Source organism: Candidatus Pristimantibacillus lignocellulolyticus (assembly GCA_023639215.1).
Classification (GTDB): Bacteria; Bacillota; Bacilli; order Paenibacillales; family Paenibacillaceae; genus Pristimantibacillus; species Pristimantibacillus lignocellulolyticus.
The window spans coordinates 4,427,882-4,450,324 of the sequence record CP097899.1 but is presented as its reverse complement, the minus strand read 5'-3'; the positions used below and the strand labels follow the sequence as shown (position 1 = coordinate 4,450,324).

At 38.3% G+C, this 22,443-nt stretch carries 20 protein-coding genes; 18 read left to right on the top strand and 2 right to left on the bottom strand.

The features are described from left to right. Positions 1–417 precede the first annotated feature (417 nt). The 13 genes from NAG76_19250 (at position 418) to NAG76_19190 (ending at position 14,553) form a co-directional block, all read left to right on the top strand. Positions 418–2,658 (top strand): DEAD/DEAH box helicase, encoded by a 2,241-nt coding sequence (locus tag NAG76_19250; GenBank protein URN96886.1) that lies wholly within the window; start codon positions 418–420, stop codon positions 2,656–2,658. 31 nt (positions 2,659–2,689) lie between these two features. Further along, positions 2,690–4,033, top strand: coding sequence for a ribonuclease H-like domain-containing protein (locus NAG76_19245; GenBank protein URN93939.1), 1,344 nt, complete (start codon positions 2,690–2,692; stop codon positions 4,031–4,033). 164 nt (positions 4,034–4,197) lie between these two features. Further along, positions 4,198–5,007, top strand: a complete 810-nt coding sequence (locus tag NAG76_19240) for a TIGR01457 family HAD-type hydrolase (protein URN93938.1) — start codon at positions 4,198–4,200, stop codon at positions 5,005–5,007. A gap of 80 nt (positions 5,008–5,087) precedes the next feature. Then, positions 5,088–5,894, top strand: a complete 807-nt coding sequence (locus NAG76_19235; GenBank protein URN93937.1) for an endonuclease VIII — start codon at positions 5,088–5,090, stop codon at positions 5,892–5,894. Positions 5,895–5,955: 61 nt separating this feature from the next. Next, on the top strand, positions 5,956–6,297 hold the full coding sequence (locus tag NAG76_19230) for a cell division protein FtsJ (GenBank protein ID URN93936.1): 342 nt from the start codon (positions 5,956–5,958) through the stop codon (positions 6,295–6,297). A 15-nt stretch (positions 6,298–6,312) separates the two neighbouring features. After that, positions 6,313–7,332 carry an SAM-dependent methyltransferase gene (locus NAG76_19225; protein URN93935.1) on the top strand — a complete coding sequence of 340 codons (1,020 nt, stop codon included), beginning with the start codon at positions 6,313–6,315 and terminating at the stop codon, positions 7,330–7,332. 145 nt (positions 7,333–7,477) lie between these two features. Then, entirely contained in the window at positions 7,478–9,076 is a 1,599-nt protein-coding gene (locus NAG76_19220) for a serine/threonine protein kinase (protein URN93934.1), read from the top strand. Positions 9,077–9,139: 63 nt separating this feature from the next. Beyond that, positions 9,140–9,835: a response regulator transcription factor gene (locus NAG76_19215; GenBank protein URN93933.1), complete on the top strand. Its 696-nt coding sequence runs from the start codon at positions 9,140–9,142 to the stop codon at positions 9,833–9,835. Continuing rightward, positions 9,835–11,190: a HAMP domain-containing histidine kinase gene (locus tag NAG76_19210; protein ID URN93932.1), complete on the top strand. Its 1,356-nt coding sequence runs from the start codon at positions 9,835–9,837 to the stop codon at positions 11,188–11,190. The genes NAG76_19215 and NAG76_19210 overlap by 1 nt, the downstream gene beginning before the upstream one ends. Positions 11,191–11,375: 185 nt before the next feature. Beyond that, a complete protein-coding gene (locus tag NAG76_19205) occupies positions 11,376–12,236 on the top strand; it encodes a carbon-nitrogen hydrolase family protein (protein ID URN93931.1) in 861 nt (286 codons plus the stop codon). Positions 12,237–12,376: 140 nt separating this feature from the next. Further along, positions 12,377–13,036: a GNAT family N-acetyltransferase gene (locus tag NAG76_19200; protein URN96885.1), complete on the top strand. Its 660-nt coding sequence runs from the start codon at positions 12,377–12,379 to the stop codon at positions 13,034–13,036. 57 nt (positions 13,037–13,093) lie between these two features. Next, complete coding sequence (locus NAG76_19195; GenBank protein ID URN93930.1) at positions 13,094–13,774, top strand: GNAT family N-acetyltransferase; 681 nt, start codon at positions 13,094–13,096, stop codon at positions 13,772–13,774. Continuing rightward, the gene (locus NAG76_19190; GenBank protein URN93929.1) at positions 13,774–14,553 is read left to right on the top strand and encodes an MBL fold metallo-hydrolase; all 780 of its coding nucleotides are present in this window, start codon (positions 13,774–13,776) and stop codon (positions 14,551–14,553) included. Before NAG76_19195 ends, NAG76_19190 begins: the two co-directional genes overlap by 1 nt. 32 nt (positions 14,554–14,585) lie before the next feature. Here the strand turns inward: NAG76_19190 and NAG76_19185 are convergent, their stop codons facing one another. Beyond that, on the bottom strand, positions 14,586–15,227 hold the full coding sequence (locus NAG76_19185) for a thiamine diphosphokinase (protein URN93928.1): 642 nt from the start codon (positions 15,225–15,227) through the stop codon (positions 14,586–14,588). 318 nt (positions 15,228–15,545) lie between these two features. Here NAG76_19185 and NAG76_19180 point away from each other — a divergent pair, with 318 nt between their 5' ends. Both NAG76_19180 and NAG76_19175 read left to right on the top strand, forming a co-directional pair. Then, positions 15,546–16,031: a low molecular weight phosphotyrosine protein phosphatase gene (locus tag NAG76_19180; GenBank protein ID URN93927.1), complete on the top strand. Its 486-nt coding sequence runs from the start codon at positions 15,546–15,548 to the stop codon at positions 16,029–16,031. Between the two features lie 454 nt (positions 16,032–16,485). Next, the gene (locus tag NAG76_19175) at positions 16,486–17,133 is read left to right on the top strand and encodes a transcriptional regulator (GenBank protein ID URN93926.1); all 648 of its coding nucleotides are present in this window, start codon (positions 16,486–16,488) and stop codon (positions 17,131–17,133) included. 872 nt (positions 17,134–18,005) lie between these two features. Here NAG76_19175 and NAG76_19170 read toward each other — a convergent pair. Beyond that, a complete protein-coding gene (locus NAG76_19170; GenBank protein ID URN93925.1) occupies positions 18,006–18,743 on the bottom strand; it encodes an alpha/beta hydrolase-fold protein in 738 nt (245 codons plus the stop codon). A gap of 281 nt (positions 18,744–19,024) precedes the next feature. Between NAG76_19170 and pdhA the strand changes: the two genes are divergently transcribed. The 3 genes from pdhA to NAG76_19155 all read left to right on the top strand — a co-directional run bounded on the left by pdhA (position 19,025) and on the right by NAG76_19155 (position 22,443). Further along, positions 19,025–20,092 carry a pyruvate dehydrogenase (acetyl-transferring) E1 component subunit alpha gene (pdhA, locus tag NAG76_19165; protein URN93924.1) on the top strand — a complete coding sequence of 356 codons (1,068 nt, stop codon included), beginning with the start codon at positions 19,025–19,027 and terminating at the stop codon, positions 20,090–20,092. Between the two features lie 19 nt (positions 20,093–20,111). Beyond that, entirely contained in the window at positions 20,112–21,089 is a 978-nt protein-coding gene (locus NAG76_19160) for an alpha-ketoacid dehydrogenase subunit beta (GenBank protein URN93923.1), read from the top strand. Between the two features lie 79 nt (positions 21,090–21,168). Continuing rightward, positions 21,169–22,443 (top strand): 2-oxo acid dehydrogenase subunit E2, encoded by a 1,275-nt coding sequence (locus NAG76_19155; GenBank protein URN93922.1) that lies wholly within the window; start codon positions 21,169–21,171, stop codon positions 22,441–22,443.

Below are 22,443 nucleotides of genomic sequence, written 5' to 3'. Positions count from 1 at the left end.
CACTAATGTACACTTGCGCTTCCGTCTTTCTCAAGTAGCACTCCATCTTCTCGATTCTGAAATCCCGCTTTTTGACCTCTTATTTAAAGTTAGTTCAATAGATATAAGTTCAAAAGATATAAGTTCAAGGTATCATATTCGAAATCGAATATGGACGAACAGAGATACAAGAGTTATGAGAGATACAAAAAACGTCGTGGATGCTTTTATCCGCGACGTTTTTTGTGTGTGAAAACTATCGCTGAGATTATGTTAACTATACATTTTACCATTGTATTACGAACGTATATTCTGTAAACTAGATTTGTAATATAACAATAATATTAATTGAAGTGAATGATATAGATGAATTGAAAAATGTGATTGCTAAGCGTAAGGAGTAATGGGATGAACGAGTGGACAGGTAAGGCAAAAGATATGCATGAATGGCTTAGAGGACTGAAAGATCAGACTGAAATCATGAAAAATGTTACCGAGTGGCGTGTTATCCCGCCAAGGGATGCACATAGCGTTAGTTTGCCACTAGATTTGCATCCAGAACTTTATCGTGCATTGCAAAGTAAAGGGATGACAGAATTATATACGCATCAACGAGATGCATTTGAAGCCTCTGCACGTGGTAATGATGTTGTGACAGTAACGCCAACAGCCTCGGGTAAGACATTATGCTATAACCTTCCTGTCTTGCAAGAAATCGTGCATAATCCTAATTCAAGAGCTTTATATATGTTTCCTACGAAAGCTTTAGCGCAAGATCAGGTGGCTGAACTTCAACAATTTGCTGATCTTATGGATTGTGAGTTGAAATGTAATACATATGATGGTGATACAGCACCGAGTGCTCGGACAGCTATTCGTAATAGCGGGCATATTGTGGTTACGAATCCAGATATGTTACATTCGGCAATATTACCCCATCATACAAAGTGGGTAAAATTATTCGAAAACTTAAAATTCATAGTCATTGATGAGGTACATGCTTACCGAGGAGTTTTTGGGTCCCATGTTGCTAACGTTATTCGGAGATTATTACGAATCTGCAAATTTTATGGTTCAAACCCGCAATTTCTATTAGCATCAGCTACCATTGAGAATCCTGGGGAACATGCTTCTCGTCTTATTGGTAGACCTGTTCATGTTGTAAATGTGAACGGAGCACCTTCCGGTGAAAAGCACTTTATCTTCTACAATCCACCTGTTGTCAATGAACAGCTAGGGATACGGAGAAGTAGCGTGTTAGAAACTAAGAAATTAGCCAGCATGTTAATTAAGCAAGGATTGCAAACGATTGTATTCGCTAGAAGTCGTGTTCGTGTAGAGTTGCTCCTAACGTATTTACAGGAGTTAACGGATCATAAAGTTAATGATCATACCATTAGAGGCTATCGTGGGGGATACCTTCCAAAACTTCGTAGAGAAATTGAAAGAGGCTTGCGAACTGGAGAAATTAAAGCGGTGGTAAGTACGAATGCGCTTGAACTCGGCATTGATATTGGACAACTTCAAGCATGTGTACTGAATGGATACCCTGGTACTATTGCAAGTACATGGCAGCAATCTGGACGTGCAGGTAGACGTAATGAAGTATCGGTAACTTTCCTTGTTGCAAGTAGCAATCCACTTGATCAATATATGGTGCAAAATCCTGATTATTTCTTTAACAGACCACCTGAGCAAGCATTGATCGACCCTGATAATTTATTAATTCTTATTGATCATATTAAATGTGCGGCTTATGAATTACCGTTCCAGCGTGGTGAACAATTTGGCAAAGAATCTTTGGAGGATATGCTAGAATTTCTAACGGAAGAGAAAGTCGTTCATTATTCGGGAGACAGATGGTTCTGGATGGCGCAATCATTCCCAGCTCACAATATATCATTGCGCTCAGCAGCTGGTGAGAACTTTATTATTATTGATATAAGTAATCAGAACAAAGTCATTGGTGAAGTTGACCGTTTTAGCGCACCGACATTAATTCATGAAGAAGCGATCTACATTCACGAAGGAATTCAATATCAGGTTGAAAAACTAGATTATGAAGAGAAAAAAGCATATGTTCGTGAAGTAGATGTAGATTATTATACCGACGCAAATCTCGCAGTTGAGTTGAAGGTGCTTCATATTGACCAGCAGAAGACAACTGGTGATCTAGAGCAATGTTATGGCGAAGTAACGGTTAATGCACAACCTACTATATTCAAAAAGATACGTTTGTTGACTCATGAAAATATAGGGTCCGGTCCTATCAATCTGCCAGAAGAAGAATTGCATACAGCTAGTTATTGGTTCACTTTCTCCGAAGAACGGTTAGCAAGTATGACGAAGGAACAAGTACAATCTGCGCTATTAGGGCTAGCCAATGTATTATCTAATATAGCTCCGCTCTATCTTATGTGTGATCCTTTCGATATTCGAGTTGTGCCTCAAGTGAAAGCATTGCACACTGGCAAACCGACGATCTTTTTTTATGATAGATATCCTGGTGGCATAGGTCTTAGTAAGCGACTTTATGAGATTCATAGTTCGTTAATTCGCAATGCACAGCAATTAATTACACAATGCCAATGTGTGAGTGGTTGTCCTGCTTGTGTTGGTCCTATTGAAGAAGTAGGAATTATAGGTAAACAAGCTGCACTGCAACTACTTGATCTATAATTACGATCAAAATGCTGAGAGGAGGGTTTGGATGAGTAGTTTGAAATCGCGTTTGCATCGATTGCAAGGAATAAAAAATGATGAATCGTCTAATGAATATACGAATTCAGTAACTTCAGTTGATAACTTTCAAGTAGTAGATAGAGTATCACAAGAGCAAACGGTTGTCGAGAATCAGTTATTGACCGCAAAAGAACCATATGCAGAACAATGGAAAGCACTAGATGTAAACCTAATGAGCAATGAACATGGCGAATTTTTAATGCGTACACATCGATATGACAGTAGTCATTACCATGGCATGCATCAATTGAGCGAATGGCAACAAGTTGCTCATCATCTTCAAGCCTTTTTCCCAGATCAGCAAGCACATGCAAACAATATTCTATTTCTAGATTTGGAGACAACAGGTCTTGGTGTTGGCACAGGTAATATACCATTTATGATTGGACTTGCCTTCTGGGAGAATGACACGCTTATTGTTCAACAAGCATTGATTCGTCATCCAGCAGAGGAAAGGGCAATGCTAGCGCATTTGCATCATCTAACGAAAAGTTATACTCATCTTATCTCATATAATGGTAAAAGTTTTGATTGGCCGTTAGTACATAGTCGCTATGTCATTAATGGTATGCGCCAAGAAATATGGGAGCCGTTACATATTGATTTGTTACACCCATCTCGTAGCTTATGGCGTAATACTTTAGAATCTTGCAAACTTAGTCATATAGAGGAAATGCGCCTAGGAATTTCACGAGTAGAGGATGTACCAGGTTCAGAAGCTCCTAGACTGTATTTTGAATATTTGTCAGATGGTAATCCAAAAATATTAGAAGGTGTATTTCTGCATAATGAAATTGATATGTTATCTCTGGTCTCACTAGCAACAAGGTTTGCTCATTTGTTGAGTGACACAGAGATCACTCATTATGTTCAACAACCTTCAGAGCCAGAAGAAATGGTACGAACAGGGCTATGGTTAGAGAAGATGGGTTTCACAACCTACTCCGAACAACTATACACTATGGCAGTACATGTACCAACAACGGCTTCGAATACGTTAATGCTACTAGCGATGCGCGATAAGAAGCAACAAAATATGGCTCGTGCACTTACATTATGGCATCGAATGGTGGATCATATTGGTCTATTTCCACAAAGAGATGAGATAGATGCTGCGATTGAACTTTCAATGTATTATGAGCATAAGACAAAGGAATTTGATGAAGCGTATCGCTATGCAACCATTGCGTTAGAGGCATCATTGAAACATGTTAACTATAGTCGTCGTAAACAACGAAGTGAACAACAACATGTCTTAGCGATACGTAAACGTTTGGCAAGGCTAGAGAAGAAACAAGGTATAAATATGTAGTTAATTAGAGCTAATGTGAGGATTTTCCTACCATTAGCTTTTTTTTTCTGTATAGAAATGAATTATTATGTTATCTTGAATATTGATATATTAAAATGAGACAAGTTAGAGGTTAAATCGAATAACATCTGCAAGATGTTCTCATATAATAGGAGAATGATAAAATGACCGCTATGCATAACAAATATAAAGCACTACTCATTGATCTAGACGGTACGATGTATCATGGAGATTCGCCAATAGAGGGTGCAAGTCAGTTAATAACGTATTTGCAGGAGCATAACTGGCTTTATCGTTTTGTTACGAATAACTCTTCGGCAACGCCAGAGCAAGTTTCGGATCGATTGAATGCGATGGGTATTTTTGCAAAGCCTGAACATATATGCACATCTGCTCAAGCTACTGCACATTATATTACAGAGCAAAATAGCCCACAAAAACCTAAAGTTTTTATGATCGGTGAGCATGGATTACGTACCGCGTTAGAAGATGCTGGAATCGAAATTACAGATGAAAATCCAGATTATGTTGTACAAGGAATAGATAAATCATTCAATTACGAGAAGGCTACTAAAGCGATAACTCTCATTCGTGCAGGTGCTACTTCAATTATGACTAATCCAGATTTGTTACTACCTGCTAATGGGGGATTAATTCCTGGAGCAGGATCGATTGGTGCTATGCTACAAGCTTCATCTGGTAAGCAGCCCATTGTGATTGGAAAACCTTCGAGTATACTAGTACAATATGCGCTTTCTCAGTTAGGTGTAGAAGCACATGAAGCGTTAGTAGTTGGTGATAATATGTCTACTGATATCGCAGCGGGCGTTCATTCTGGCTGTGGAACAGTATTATTATATACAGGGTTAACGAATGCGAACAATAAGTCATACTATACTGAGCAGGCTGGTTGTGATGCTGAGTATATTTTCGAAACAATACAAGATTTCCAGCGATTTTTGGGTAATGATTAAGTTATATTTGAATGATGACAATCTATGAAAGAATAGATAAGATGTAATGTTCTTGGAACATGATAGGGAGGATTTTAAGCATGTATGAATTGCCAGAATTAGATGTTATACGCGCTGTATTAGCTGAAAAATATGCAGGAGCTCCAATCACAAAAATTGTAGTGAATAGTAAAGCTTTAGTAGGTAAAAAAACAAAACTATCCGATGCATTAGTGCATGCAACGATATGGTTTGTAGAACGCCGAGCAGGTCATCTGATATTACATCTTGATACAGGTAAGCGTCTTATGATCTACTTACATGAAAGTAGTCGTTTTTACGGCGGAGAAGCTGGCGAACCATTGAAATCGGGTGCACATTTGGTATTGTACTTTAATAATAGATACGTTGCTTTCTATGAGCTTGCTGATGAAGCTATTCAATTGTTGACAGTTCGCGAAGTAGATGATCAATTAAAAATTTGTGGACCGGACCCACTTGATAAACGCTTTACATTAAGTGCCCTACAACTTGTATTAGGGAAAAAACGTAACTATTTGAAAACTCTATTGCTCGACGCTACTTTAATGACAGGTATTGGAGCGATCTATAGTGATGAGATCTTGTTTGAAGCTCGCCTGAAACCTAATCGTAAAGCCAACACTTTAACTGCAGTTGAAGGGGAAGCGTTATTTACAGCTATGCAAACGGTTTTGAAAAATGCGATTGCTGATGGGGGATCTAAGGAGCAAGCATTGTTTGCTCAAGACTCATTTACTGGTAGCTATAATGATAAATTGAAAGTGTTTCAACGTGAAGGAGAGCCATGTACGGTCTGTTCAGAGCCAATTCAGCAACTTGTTGTAGCCAAACAAAAAAGTTATGTGTGTCCACACTGTCAGCAATAATGAATGAGATATTTCATAATATCAGTACAACTTTTGGATACAGAATAAAGGAGACTATCATATGATTCATGTCTATTTAGATGATTTCCGCATATGTCCAAAAGGTTTTGTACTTGCAAAAGATGCGGCAGAGTGTAAAATGTTAATTGATATGGAAGATATCGATATATTATCTTTGGACTATGATCTTGGTTGGAATCAACCAACAGGATTTGAAGTCGTTCAACATATTATTACTACACGTAAGTTTCCTAAGACGATCTATTTACACACGTCAAGTATGTTCGGCAGGGAACAAATGTATTATGCTTTGAAGGAATCAATACCAGCAGACGTTGAACTTTTCGGTAAACCAATGCCTCAACAAGTTATTGATGACATAACAAAAAATCTAATTGAATGATGAAAGAGGCAAAACATGAGCAAGTGGATCGGTACATCCAATCAAAATTTTTCACCATACGCGATGGAAGAACTGCGTAGATTATTTACATCCATCAATTTCACACAGCTAGTTCCTGGTGAAGTATTTTTATTCGATATTCCAATGGAAAGCGATGAAGTACAACAACGGTTGTCTACATCTGAACTTATTTTTCTAAGACATGTTCAACCGATTGATCGTGAGTTTGTCTTAACTGGACAAGCAACCGACGTTAATCAACTTGTTGAAATGATTTCTTATATTGATTCATCCGTTGCAGATAAAAAAATCTCAATTCATATTCGTACAAGCCGTGAAAGTTTACTTGTCAATACGAAGTCAGAGATTAAGAGTGCTATGGAGGAAGCGATTGTAGAAGTGGGTGGGCAGCTAGTATTGCAAAATCCCGATCTAATTATTACGATCTTTGCTCATCACACTCATCTATATGTTGGTTTTGGTACAGTTGAGGAACTTCGTTCAGATTGGCCAGGTGGTGCAATTCGTTTCCAACGTGAAGAAGGTCAAGCTTCTCGTGCTAAATTTAAGTTGCTTGAAGCAGAACAAGTATTTGGACTAGATTTATCATTGTTCAAACAGGCGATTGATGTTGGTGCCGCTCCAGGAGGATGGAGTAGCCTGCTGCTAGAGCGAGGTTTGAAAGTAACAGCCATTGACCCAGCAGTATTGGATGAAAAAGTTAGTAGTCATCCTGCATTAACACATCTGAAAATGAATGCCTCAGATGTGAAACTTCCGAAAGCAAGCTTTGATCTCATCGTATGTGATATGAGTTGGAATCCATTAATGATGAGTAAATTAGTGCTAGTATTACGTCCAGCATTAAAACCTTACTCTTATGGTATCATTACATTGAAACTAATGAACAAAAAAGTGATGCAAAGCATTCGAGAAGTGAAGGAAAGATTAGGTTCAGGTTATACGGTACTACAAGCAAAACAACTTTTCCATAATCGTGATGAAATCACTTTGCTTATCCAAAAGAACGGTTAAGTAATAATGATCGCAATCTTGTAATTAAATTATATGTGAAGTAGGAGAGCATTCTACTGCCAAGAGGCAGTGGAATGCTCTTTTTTCTGTTTAGATGAAGTTCAAAAAAATCTTGATAATGTGCCACTAAAAGGAGGGAACGACAATGAGACAATTAACAGCTGGGACAGTTATTGCTGAGCGTTATGTAGTAGTTGATTATGTTACTGAAGGTGGGATGGGACAGCTGTATAAGGTGCGTGATTTAAGATTAGAAGGTGCAGTAAGGGCAATGAAAGTAATAAAACAAGAAGTGAACAATCTTACTGCCACTGCTTCAATGGCGCAAGCAAGAGAATCGGAAGCGAAGTTATTGACGTTGCTACATCATCAAGGATTACCGGTTATTTATGATCATTTTCATGCTAATGAATATCACGAAGAAATGATTGTAATGGAGTGGATTGAAGGTCAACATCTCATGCAGTTTTGCTCGGAACAAAAGAGGGTATTACCCGTTGAACTGTTATTATCTATGGGTATCCAACTGATTGAAGCTATTCAATATTTACATGAACAAAAACCAGCGATCATACATCGAGATATAAAACCATCAAATGTTATGGTTTGTAGAAATGGACAAATTAAATTAATCGATTTTGGTATAAGTAAATTACATCGAAGTAAATCAAGTCATCATACGATGGCATTTGGCACACCTGGTTTTGCTGCACCTGAGCAGATGAAAGGATTACCTACGGATGAGCAGAGTGACTTATATAGTTATGGTTGTATTCTCTACTTCTTATGTACAGGGGGGAAACAAATTGCCAATCAATACGATTTACAACAAATAGAATATACAATCAAACGTGAAATGTCACATATTCCTAAAGCAGTACGTCATCTAATATTGCAATGCTTACAACCAGATCCGCAATATCGAATCGTACAAGCTTCTGAAGTGAGAACTCTATTACATGAGTTTGTACCTTTAGAAACTGCTTATACAGCGGGAAAACAACTATTCAGCACAAAAAAGATAAAGACGATAGGTGTATTTTCACTTAATACACATGCTGGTGCGACAACAATTGCCTTGTTAATGGCTCAGCATTATGCATTGAACAACCGAGTAAAATTTGTAGAGTACTGTGGGCATTCTACTTGTCTTGAAAGTATACCTGCTCTCCAAAAGGTTATGCCGGAATCGGAAAGAGCGTTCGGTGAAGTTGAACAATATTATAAGGTAATGACTGTTGATCATATTGAACATTATATATTTAGAAGTAAGGGAGTTAATGATCCATCCGAAGCTCTGAAATCATTTGAAACTATAATTAGTGCTGATAGTAAAGCGGATTACCAATTTATTGACTTTTCGAGTGGTTGGAATGCTGAAGAACTATCTCACATAAGTGACAAGTTAGACTACGTAATTCTCGTAAGCGATCCAGCAATTATAATGAGTAATGAACGGAATTTTCGTAATATACAGCGCCTACTCATAACATTAGAAGAAATTAATATTACTTATACATGGATCAATAATAAAGATACGAATTTTAGTGGTCGCAAATCTTGGAACGCACTTAATAATGGTAAGGAAATCTTTAATATTTCATTGCTACCAGCGCAACACATATATAGTGCGATGTGGAGTTATCATTGGCTTTCTAATAAATCTAGAGTGTTAAATAAGCTACGAAAGAAGTTAATGCCGTTAATTAACAAGCTGCATTTGACGTTTCAACGCATAGACTAGCTTGCAATTTTGACCTACCTTCCTTTATGATGAAAGTACCTAGAATATAAGGTGGTGCAAGTAATGAATGATAAAATATTAGTCGTAGAAGATGAAGCTGGAATAGCTCGCATTCTACAATTAGAACTTGAACATGAAGGATATGAAGTCGGTCTTGCTAGTGATGGTAAGCAAGGTTATGAGATGATTAATACTGGCGAGTATCAACTCGTCTTATTAGATGTGATGTTACCTAAGATGAGTGGTATTGAAGTTTTGAGACAAGTAAGACAGTCTGGCAATCTAATTCCTATTATATTGTTAACTGCTAGAGATACTGTGCCTGATAAAGTTAGTGGTTTTGAACATGGAGCCAATGATTATATAACAAAACCGTTTGCAGTTGAAGAATTGTTAGCTAGAGTACGAAATATTTTGCGTATATTCCAACAGAAACCAAAAGATTTAGAAGGTTCAGATATTATTACGCTCGGAGATTTAACGATTGAATTGAGAACTCGTAAAGTAACTCGTAAAGAAAATATGATCGAGTTAACACCGCGAGAATTTGAATTACTTGTATTTTTAGTAGAACATGTGAACGAAGAGAAATCACGTGAAGAAATATTATCTGAAGTTTGGGGATACGATTTCATTGGCGAGACAAATTTAGTAGATGTCTACATTCGTTATTTGCGTCAAAAACTCGATAAAGGATATAGGTATAAGCTGATTCACACTGTTCGTGGTGTAGGTTACATGATCAAGGAGCCGGATTGATGACTTTACGCAAAAGGTTTACTTTATTTACAATATTTTGGCTTATATTGATTCTCATTTTTTTCAATATTTTTGTGTATTACTACGTTATCAAAATTACGACGGAAAGCGAGGAAGAGATCATTGCTAACAAAGTGAAGCTCATCCTCGAAAATCCGCGAATACAAAGTGGCAGGGGATTGAATTCGGCCGATCTCCTTAACGAGTATTACAATCAGAATGAAATGATCCGAATTATTAGTCCTAACAATCGTGTTGTTAACATTAAGGGATCTAATTCATTATTATTAGAGCTGCCTGCAGAATATAGTTCATACCGAAATTCTGGTATGTACACAAAAAGTGGAGAGCGAATCATCTATTCGCGAATTCCTCTGTTTGAAGATGGTAAAGTTATTGCGATGTTGGAAGTAAATCGAATTCTAGATGAATTAGACGACTATTTACAAATTCTAATTGCGGCGCTTAGTGTAACAAGTGGTGGGGCAATATTGTTCGCAATCTTTGGTACATACTGGTTTACCTCACGCTTAACAGAGCCGATTTCTCAGATGGTTACTACGATGCGGGAGATCGATCGTAGTGGTAAACTCCGCAAGATTGAACTTGGGGAACGTGAGGAGTCTGCAGAATTACAACAATTAATAAGAGCTTTTAATCAAATGATTGATCGACTTGATCGTACTTATGAGCGACAGAAATTTTTCGTTGCGGATGCATCTCATGAATTGAAGACACCGTTAACGGTTATCTCAAGTTATGCGAATATATTGAAACGTTGGGGTGCCGATGATGAGAATGTTCGTAGTGAGGCGATTGATGCGATTGCTAGAGAGACGACAAGACTACAGACTTTAACGAAATCAATGTTAACTCTTGCTGAAGCTGAACAAGAGGATTGGTTATCTTTAGACACGTTTGATGTCATTCCAGTTGCAGATGAGATTGCAACGATGATGGAAACGACATTCCAACGTTCCATTCGTGTGAAAGCAAAGTCTCATAATGTAAAAATGGTCGGTGACAAAGATAAGATTCAACAGCTACTAGTGATTCTAATCGATAACGCCATTAAGTACTCTAAAGATCCAATCGACATTTCAATTTCTCAGAACAAAGGCATTGTTCGTATCGAAGTGAAAGATAAGGGGATCGGAATTCCTGAGAACGAAATCCCTCATCTATTTGAACGATTCTATCGAGTTGATGGTGCAAGAGCAAGAACTACTGGTGGTGTAGGTTTGGGACTTGCAATTGCCAAGCGGATCATTGATCTACATGAAGGTAAAGTAGAAGTATTCAGCTTACACAATATCGGTACTACAATTACATTACAATTTAAACAGAGAAAATAACTTTTCGAAGCATAGAAGTTTATCTAAGTTGATCAAAAAGTTTTAGCTTATGCTTTCGGGGTAACTTTTTGTTGCAAAGAAGTTTATCTAAGTTGATCAAAAAGTTTTTAGCTTATTCTTTCGGGGTAACTTTTTGTTGCAAAGAAGTTTATCTAAGTTGTCCAAAAAGTTTTAGGAGGTATGTTGTGAAGTTTCGAGTTGGTGCTGTTCAATATAAATTAGCTGATATTCAACAATTTGAGCAGTTTGCTCATCAAGTAACACATTATGTTCGCAATGCTACGGAGTATGGTGTGCAAATGTTGCTATTCCCTGAGTTTATGACGACTCAATTACTTTCGATCGTTGATGAACATGGGCAAGCGATGTCTATTAAGCAATTGCCTAGTTTCACGGCTTCATATATTCAGTTATTCAAACAGCTCGCTGCTGATTATAATATGCATATTATTGGTGGCACACATGTTATTGAGATGGAAGATGGTTCATTGCGTAATGGCGCACACTATTTCACGCCAGAAGGTGAAGTGCATGTACAACATAAAATTCATCTAACTCCAACTGAAGTCGATGAATGGTCAATGAGTGCGGGGGATGGTGTAGATGTTTACCATACACCATTTGGCAAGATCGCTATGCTTACATGCTACGATATTGAATTCCCTGAAATCGTTCGGATTGCAAGAGCGAAAGGTGCAGATGTTATCTTCTGTCCTTCTTGTACCGATGATCGTCATGGATTCCATCGAGTTCGCTATTGCTGTCATGCTCGAACGATTGAAAATCAAATCTATATCGTTACGACAGGCACTGTAGGAGCGCTTCGTAATGTAGATTTCATGCGTGCCAATTATGGTCAGGCTGCTATACTAGCTCCTAATGATATCCCATTTCCTCCAGCTGGAATTATTGCTGAAGGTGTCATTAATGATGATATGCTAGTCGTCGGAGATCTTGATCTAAGCTTGCTAAAAGAGGTTCGAGAGCATGGCTCTGTTATGACATGGCGTGATCGTCGTACAGATCTATATACGGATTGGTCTTAGTCTCTCATACGAGTTTACCTCTCATAATAGTGGAAATTCCAGTAATGGACTCTAATAACGATGAACGGCTTCATATTCTATTCGATATCGAATATGAGACGAACCTTGGGGGGGATTTTTTGAACAAAGAGCTATATGTGATGCAAAATGGTAAACCTGAACGATTGATTATACGAAATTATACAGCGCAAGATTTTGATGCTTTAATTGATGTTCAAAGGCAAAGTTTTCCCTCGCCATATCCAGAGGAATTATGGTGGAATAAAGAGCAATTATTATTACATACGACTCTATTTGCTGATGGTGCATTATGTGCAGAGGTAAATGGGGTTATTGTTGGCTCTATGACTTGTCTTATTGTCGAGCAGCAAGAGTATGAACATCAACATGAGTGGTCAATTATTACTGATGATGGATATATAAGAACTCACAATGCACAAGGTGACACGTTATATGTTGCAGATATATGTGTAGTACCGGCTTATCGCAAAGCCGGAATTGGGAAGTGGCTAGTGCAATCGATGTACGAGACAGTTGTACAATTAGGATTGAAATCATTGCTTGGTGGTAGTCGTATGCCAGGTTATTACGGACATAGACACTCTTTAACACCAGAACAATACGTTGATCAAGTAATTGCGGGTGAACTTAATGACCCTGTTATTAGTTTCCTGCTGAGATGTGGTCGTGTTCCCGTGAGGGTAGCTCATCATTATTTGGATGATGAACAGTCATGTAATAATGCAGTTATTATGGAATGGCGTAATCCATTTTTAGTAAATAACGAGCGGACGATCTAACTTTGTCTAAAAGAGATGTTATGACATGAGTACATGTACATTAATAATTAGGAGTGAATGATAATGTTAACATATCATCGTATCACATCAATTGAAGATTCTTATTTCCCCGCACTACATCAATTACTAGGAACGATATTTCCTCCTGAAGAAGTGCTTGCTTTTGATTTGTGGAGAGAGCCTCTTGAAGATCCATCTATACATGTCTATGTGGCTATCCATGATGGTAAAGTTGTAGGTTCTACTGAGTATCGTTATTATTGTGATTTACGAGTGGCGATGACAGATTTCACAATCATTGGTCAACCAAATCTAGGTATTGGACGTTTCTTACTTCGTAATCGAGAAGAAGATTTGAAAAAGTTAGCTGAGGAGTCAGGGACAGTGTCACAAGGAATGTTTGCAGAAGTATATGACCCATTCCGTGCGCAAATTCATGAGTTCGGCGGTGTCTCTCCGATGAATCCGATTGTTCGTCGAGAAGTGTTATCGCATATTGGATATAAACGGATTAACTTCCCATATGTACATCCTTCTTGGGATCATGAAGGTCAGGCAGTATCAGAACTTGATCTTTGCTTCTTACCAACAGATGAAGGTCAAGTTACAATTTCTGCTGAACTAGTGGCTACCTTCTTAGAAGGTTACTATGCTGCATTGCCTAATAAGCCAAAAGAGTGGTTAGCAATGGTGTCGAAGTTGCGATTAACTGATGAATTGGAGTTATACCCTCTATAATGGATATATATTTTCGCGGAACAAGTGATGCTCATGGTGTACCAAGGCTTTATTGTGAGTGCAACGTATGCAGTGAAGCCAGGTCAGTAGATGGTGTAAATCGCAGATTACGGCCAAGCGTTCAACTATTTCTAAACAATCATGCACCGTTATGGATAGATTGTGGGCCAGACTGGTATGTTCAGATGGAACAGGCTAACGAACGTTTTGTGCAGCATATGCTCATTACACATGCTCATTTCGACCATATTGGTGGATTACCCCAATGGTATGACCAATGTCGCTATGTTGATTTGCCGGCATATCTGTATGCAGCAGCAGAAGTGTTAGATGTAATTAAAGAACGTTTTCCTTGGATTGCTAATAAGGTGGAATTTATTGCGCTTGATGAGGGTTATACATTTGAAGAATGGAAAATCTCAATATGGCGTGTTAATCATGGACATAATGGATACTCCTACGCATTCCGATTCACACACCTACAAGAAGCTATCAATTGGGTATATTGTCCAGATTCGATTAATTTGCCGGAAGAACAACAGAGACCGTTATTTAATCTCGATCTTCTAATTATTGGCACGAGTTTTTATAAGGAACCATTCCCTATGGAAACTCGTTCATTATACGATGTAACTGAGATATTAGAATGTATTACCTTATGGAAACCAAAGCAAGTGAAGCTAACTCATTTATCACATGATATCGATACTAGAGAGAGTTTAAGTTTACCTGAACATGTGCAATACGCACGACTTAAAGAATCGATCAAGCTAGTGTAGCTTGATCGATTCTTTGTTGTTACTATGCATCATTAATCATTAGATTGAATGACTAGTAACTGGCCTGTTGCGATATGGATAGTTGCAGCATCATCGATAAGTTCATTACTGACACCGATGGATTCACCCTTCTTAATGGTTGCATCATAAAGCGGGTACTTAAATCCCTCTAACGTAATACCTGTGACGATTTCAGAGTAGGGTAATAGAGAAATATAATGATAATGATCCCGCTGTATGATCAATGTGTCATGCATGAGACGAATTCGATTATGGGCATCGATTAAGCAAGCTTTTATACCTTTATGAAGCGCTAAAGATAATAGTTGAATATTGCCTAGCGAATGATCAAATCTTGTTCCGAGACCACCTAGTAATATTATTTCAGTACTACCACGTTCTATAGCATGTAGGAATGAAAGTTCAGTATCAGTATAATCTTTATCAATGGCATCGAAACTTAATATTTCCATGCTCTTTTGTTGTATGCTGTCATATTGTTCCTTCGTTACAGAATCAAAATCTCCAATCGCGATATTCGGTGTAAAGCCATTTTCTATTAAAAATTGTGCACCTCGGTCTGCTCCAATAAGATAATGTTCTTGGTTAATATAGGGGAGTGCCCATTTACCGAGCTGACCACCACTACAAATAATACTGATCTGTGATTGCATATTGAGTTCCTTTCTATTAGGTAGTTCAAAAAGCAGACTATGATAACGATGGTAATCTTCGTAATGTATTCGACATCTATTATGAAGCAATTATCGCTCGATTTGATCGATTTGAAAAAATCTGCTTTATGAATCTTCAATTAAAATGATGGTTCATACTACTTAATAATATAAAGGAATCGATTAGAAATGTCATGCGTAACAAAAGTTTTGTACTTTCTTAAGTTCAGTATGTAATGATTCTACTTAACATGGTTGTTCATTGTGATTCTTTTCGCTATTATATATAGAAGCATTGAAAAGAAAAGAGGAACTAACATGACTAAAAAAACTAAAGTATTATTTGTATGTCTTGGTAATATATGCAGATCACCGATGGCTGAAGCGGTAATGCGTCATTTCGTAGAGAATGAGAAATTATCTGATGTGATCGAAGTTGATTCCGCAGGGACTGGAGATTGGCATATCGGTAAACAACCTCATGAAGGTACTAGAAATTTATTAGATAATAAGAAAATTTCATATACAGGTATGAAAGCTCGTCAAATTATTGCTTCAGATGAGGTGGATTTCCAATATATCGTATGTATGGATGATCAAAATTTGAAGGACGTACAAGCTGTGTTCAACGCTGCTAAAGTCGATGGCGTTAAAGGTAAAGTTATTACGTTTATGTCATTAGTTGATGGAGCAGATGTGACAGAAGTTCCGGATCCATATTACACGGGTAACTTTGAATATGTGTATGAGTTGGTGGAAGAGGGATGTAGAAAGTTGCTTGAAGAGATCAAGCAAGGTTTGTAATTACTTATATACATGTATGGGCAATAAGTTAGAATAAGTTAGGAATGAACACATTAAGATTTTTGAGGACATACAGTTCGCTATTTAGCTTAAACTGAACACATTGAGATATAAGCGGACATACGATACGCTATTGATAGTAAATGGTTGGCAGTTGGCTAAATTATGTTGAATAAGGTTATCTAAGTCCGCTAAAACTGTAAATGAGCCAAAATTGCAATAATAACGTCTGCAGTGTCCTCTAGTGTTAAATGGTTGGTTCAGCTTGAATTTAAATTGATGATTTTGAAAGTAAGAGTTATAATAACTAAATACGGTCGTAAAGCATACGCCGCTTCTATACATGAATATCCAGATCTATTGATTTGGATGTTATTGTGTAGAAGCGGCTTTTTGTTTGTACTAGAAACGTATTTTTGAATCTGGCTAATCTAAATAGAAGGAGGAAGGTTTTATGGATCGGTTTACAAAGCGATATGAAGAATGGTTAGCGGAGAATATTGCAACTGAGAATAACCCAAGAAGATTAGAAAAATTAGAAAAGGGCTTAGGTCATGGCACTGTTGAGTTTCTCAGAACAATATGGTTTCCTGCTGTCGGTAATTTGAATCATTTGTTTCCAGAGTGGGAGGTTCGCGATTTCAACAATGGTTATCGCTACTTGGATTTAGCATTTATGCCCGGTGGAGTAAAAGGAGGTATTGAAATTCAGGGATACGGACCTCATGCAAGAGATCTGGATGTGTGGCGTTTTAAGGATTTATGTAGACGACATTGTTTGCTTGCACTAGATGGATGGACTTTTTTACCGATTGCATATCCTTCAATTGTGGATGAGCCACAACAGTGTCAACAATTAGTGCTCTCTTTTATAGGTAAATATTTGGCTTCGAATGTTCCTGACAACTTGTCATGGTTGGAAGCTGAAACTGTGAGATTTACTAGACGCCTATTGCGTCAAATTACACCCTTGGAACTTACTGATCATTTACGGATCAGTGATCGTCATGCCAGACGAGTATTACATAACCTTGTTCACCTCCAAATACTTGAAATCTCGAGTGGTAAAAAGAGAGCCCGTAGCTATAAGGTGAGGATGTGAATTTGTTTTCTGATTCTAATGACTACGTAACGGTGAGAGAGTGCATAATGTGCTAGTTTTCGGATGATTAGCTTATAAGTGCTGAACACTGTGAATGTCCTTAACATAAGTGTGATGTAGTATTCGCTATCATTGGTATAAGCTCACTAGTGTGTGAACGGACATCAGGTTGATCAGAACACATAGATGTGTGAGAGGACTTAGAATACGCTAATTAGCTTAAATTAAACAACTTCATAGGAAAGCGGACTTACGATACGCTATTGATAGTGTAATGCTGAAAATTCACTAGCGATCTAGTGAATAAGATCATCTGTGTCCGCGAAAACTCAATATGAGCTTAAATTGGAAGAATAAGGTCAGCAGTGTCCGCTAGTGTTGTTGTACTTCGTGAAGTACTGAATAAGATTAGTTTTCGAGTGGTCAACGTCGAGAGTGTGCATAATGCGCTAGTTTTCGGATGATTAGCTTATAAGTGCTGAACACTGTGAATGTCCTTAACCTAAGTAAGCTGGGGTATTCGCTATCATCGGCATAAGCTCACTAGTGTGCGAACGGACAATTAGGTTGAACACGTAGATGTGTGAGAGGACATAGAATACGCTAATTAGCTTAAAACGAATAACTTCAGAGGTAAGCGGACTTACGATACGCTATTGATAGTATAATGCTGAAAATTCACTAGCGATCTAGTGAATAAGATCATCTGTGTCCGCGAAAACTCGATATGAGCGGAAATTGGAAGAATAAGGTCAGCCGTGTCCGCTAGTGTTGTTGTGCTTCGCGAAGTACTGAATTAGATTAAAAATAAAAAGAAGTATAACAGTTGCGATATTACTAATCGCTGTTATACTCCCTTTACACCCCTCTATTTAGCCTTCTGGTATGAAGTAGCGAATTGCTGCAGGCACTTCTTTCTGCCAAAAACCCCATTGATGACGACCATCTTTTTCTTCATAGAAGATTTTAGCATCTCTTTCTTCTAATAGATGTTTCATATCACGGTTCAATTGCACGAAGTTATAAACTCCTGTGTCAGTTTCATAAGCTTCTTCTTGTAAACCAACAATCATGAAAATGTCTAACCATTCTAAATCTCCAAGCGTCAGGACAATTTGTTGCGAAGCATCATAGAAAGCTCCAGACATAGACATTACTCGTGTGAATAAATCTGGATTTTGTAAAGCAATGTGTAATGATACCGTACCACCGAGTGAATCGCCAGCTATAACTCGCTCTTCAGGTGTTGTGCGGACAGGGTAGTTCTCTTCAATATAAGGCAGCAATTCTTCGACAAAAAAGTCAACGTATGCTTGATGTTTCAATCCATCGGGTGAATATTCAGATGTTCTAACCGATTTATCAACATCGACACCGACAATGATGAAAGGTTCAATCCCTTCATCTAGAATAAGTTCTTGGGCGGTTGTTGCAATTCTACCGAAGTTGAAGAAATCTTCACCATCTTGACAATAGATGACTGGATAACTAAGTACTTCATTATAGCCTGGCGGTAGGTAAATTCTTAAGTTACGACTTCCTTCGGGTAAAATATTACTTGTAATCACGCTTTTTAAGATCGTACGCTTTAAATAACGAGCGTCTGTCATTGCTAAAAATCTCCTTTAAATTGTAGTATGGAAAATTAGATAATAGGGAAAATAAAAGGTAACCTGTAAAATGAAAGCAGAATCTAGCTTTTGTATTATACTGTTATAGTCAAAATATGAATCTGTTATATATACAATTTGATGAGGAAATGATGAGAATTCGCTAAAATTAGCGACTTTTTGCTTTTTTGCTTTGACCATCAACATTAAACAGGGTTATAATAATTCTATAACAGAGACACACAATTTTCAAATATTTTAAGATGAGGTGAGCGTTCTCCATGAGCAAATTGCCATATGAAGTTCAATCAGAGCCAGTTGCACCATTATTTGTACTTACATTAGATGGTGAAGTAGCTAATCCGGAATATATGCCGGATCTTACTGATGAGCAGCTAAAAGAAGTTATGTACCGCATGGTATTCACTCGTACTTGGGACGAGCGTGCTATTAATTTAGGACGTCAAGGTCGTCTTGGTTTCTATGCACCAGTTTCTGGTCAAGAAGCTTCAATGATTGGTAGTGAATATGCACTTAATAAAGATGATTTTATAGCTCCTGGTTACCGTGATATGCCACAAATCGTATGGCACGGTCTACCACTTTACCAAGCTTTCTTGTATTCTCGTGGTCATCAACATGGTGGTCAAATTCCTGAAGGCGTAAACGTATTGATGCCTCAAATTATTATTGGTGCGCAAGTGCTTCACGCAATGGGCGTAGCAATGGCATTCAAAAAGAAAAATCAAAAAAATGTAGCTATTACGTACACAGGTGACGGTGGTTCATCTGAAGGTGACTTCTACGAAGCGTTGAACTTCGCAGGTGCTTTCAAACTTCCTTCGATTTTCGTTGTACAAAATAACGGCTATGCAATTACAACACCATACGCGAAACAAACAGCAGCACTTTCTGTTGCTCATAAAGCAATAGCTGCAGGTATTGTTGGTCAACAAGTTGACGGTATGGACGTTCTTGCTGTAATTAAAGCAGTGCAAGATGCCGCTAAACGTGGCCGTGATGGTGAAGGCGCAACTTTACTTGAATTACTAACTTATCGTTTCCGTCCGCATTCCCTTGCAGATGATACGACTAAATATCGTACTAAGGATGAGGAAGCAGAATGGGCGCTTAAAGATCCACTTACTCGCTTCGGTAAATTCCTTGAGAAAAAAGGTCTTTGGACAGAAGAAGATACTCTTCGCGTAAAAGAAGAAGCTAAAGCAGCTGTAACTGAGAATATCAAAAAAGCAGAGCAAACTGAGAAAATGACAGTTGCTGGACTTATTGATTCTATGTTTGAGCACACACCGCAACACTTGGAAGCTCAAAAAGCTGATTTCGAGTAATAGGGAGGATAAATCGACCATGGCACAAATGAATATGTTAGAAGCAATTCGCGATGCGATGCGCGTAGAACTTACACGTGATCCTAACGTTGTACTCTTTGGTGAAGATGTAGGTCATGTTGGCGGTGTATTCCGTGTAACTGAAGGTTTACAAAAAGAATTCGGTGAGGATAGAGTATTCGATACTCCACTTGCTGAGTCTGCAATTGCTGGTATGGCAGTTGGTATGGGTATTCAAGGCTTCCGTCCGGTAGCAGAAATCCAATTCGTTGGTTTCATCTATGAAGCACTAGACCAAATGTTCGTTCAAGCAGCACGTATGCGTTACCGTTCTGGTGGACGTTATAACTCACCAATCGTATTCCGTACACCTTTCGGTGGTGGAGTAAAAGCTGCTGAGCTTCATACAGATTCTCTTGAAGGTCTTGCGATCCAGACTCCTGGTATCAAAGTAGTTATTCCTTCAAACCCTTACGATGCAAAAGGTCTTATGATCTCTGCTATTCGTGATAATGATCCAGTATTCTTCATGGAACATCTTAACTTGTATCGCGCATTCCGTGATGAAGTTCCTGAAGGTGAATATACAGTAGAAATCGGTAAAGCAAATGTAGTTCGTGAAGGTTCTGATGTAACGATCCTTGCTTACGGAATGATGGTTCATACAGCTCAAAAAGCTGCAGATGAGCTTGAAAAACAAGGTGTGAAAGCAGAAGTTATCGATCTACGTACACTTATGCCTTTAGATATTGATACAATCGTTGCTTCAATTCAAAAAACTAACCGTTGCATTATCGTACAAGAAGCACAAAAAACTTCTGGTGCAGCAGCGGAAATTATTGCACAAGTGAATGAGCATGCTATTCTACACCTTGAAGCACCTGTGCTTCGTGTAGCTGGTCCAGATACAGTGTATCCTTATGCACAAATCGAAGATCAATGGCTTCCAAGTCCTGCTCGTGTAATTGCTGCAGTGAACAAAGTACTAAATTTCTAATCTAATTGACATAATGAAATTGATATAAAAGCTTAAGCCTGTCAACAAGGCAGGCTAAGCAACTAGGAGGTAAATTTCCGTGGCTAAATTCGAGTACCGTTTTCCAGAGCTAGGTGAAGGTTTGCATGAAGGCGAAATTGTTAAAGTTTGTATTACTGTAGGTCAAGCGGTAACTGACGACGATATCATTATGGAAGTTCAAAATGATAAAGCTATCGTTGAAGTTCCTTGTCCAGTTAACGGTAAAGTACTAGAAGTTTTGATGAAAGATGGCGAGACTCGCAAAGTTGGCGAAGTTGTAGCTATTATCGAAGCTGAAGGTGAAATTCCAGAAGGTCTTGGCGGTTCTGCTGAAGAAGCGAAAGAAGAAGCTCCAGCTCCAGCGGCGGCGGCAACTCCAGCAGCGGCAGCGGCTCCAGCAGTTTCTGATAATGCTTCAGTTCTTGCAACTCCAAGCACTCGTAAATTCGCTCGTGAGCAAGGTGTAGATATTAAACAAGTTGCTGGTACTGGCAAAAATGGCCGTATCACTCGCGAAGATGTTTCAGGATTCGGCGGTGCTCCAGCAGCAGCGCAAGCAACTGAAGCTGCAACAGCGGCTCCAGCAGCTGAAGCAAAAGCAGCAGCACCTGTTGTTACTGGTAGTGCATACCGTCCAGAAGAACGTGTACCATTCAAAGGTATTCGTAAAGTTATCGCTGGCGCTATGTCCAAATCAGTATACACTGCTCCTCACGTAACAATTATGGATGAAGTTGATGTTACTGAACTTGTTGCTCTACGTTCGAAATACAAACCATACGCAGAGAAAAAAGGTTCAAAACTAACTTACCTTCCATTCATCGTAAAAGCTCTTGTATCTGCTTGTCGTGAGTTCCCAATTATGAACTCTACACTTGATGAAGTTAACCAAGAGATCGTTTACCGTAAATTCTATAACGTAGGTATCGCAACAGATACTGAGAATGGTCTAATCGTTCCAGTTGTTGAAGATGCTGATCGTAAAAACTTGTTTGCAATTGCAGACAACATTCGTGATCTAGCTGTTAAAGGTCGTGAAGGTAAGCTTGCTGCTAATGAATTACGTGGTAGCACAATTACAATTTCTAACATTGGTTCTGCTGGCGGTATGTTCTTCACTCCAGTTATCAACTTCCCAGAAGTTGCTATTCTTGGTACAGGTCGTATCTCTGAAAAAGCTATTGTACGTAATGGCGAACTAGTAGCAGCTCCAGTTATGGCTCTTTCTCTAAGCTTTGACCACCGTCTAATTGATGGTGCAACTGCTCAAAACTTCATGAACCACATTAAAAAGCTTTTGGCACAGCCTGAGCTATTCATTATGGAGGTGTAA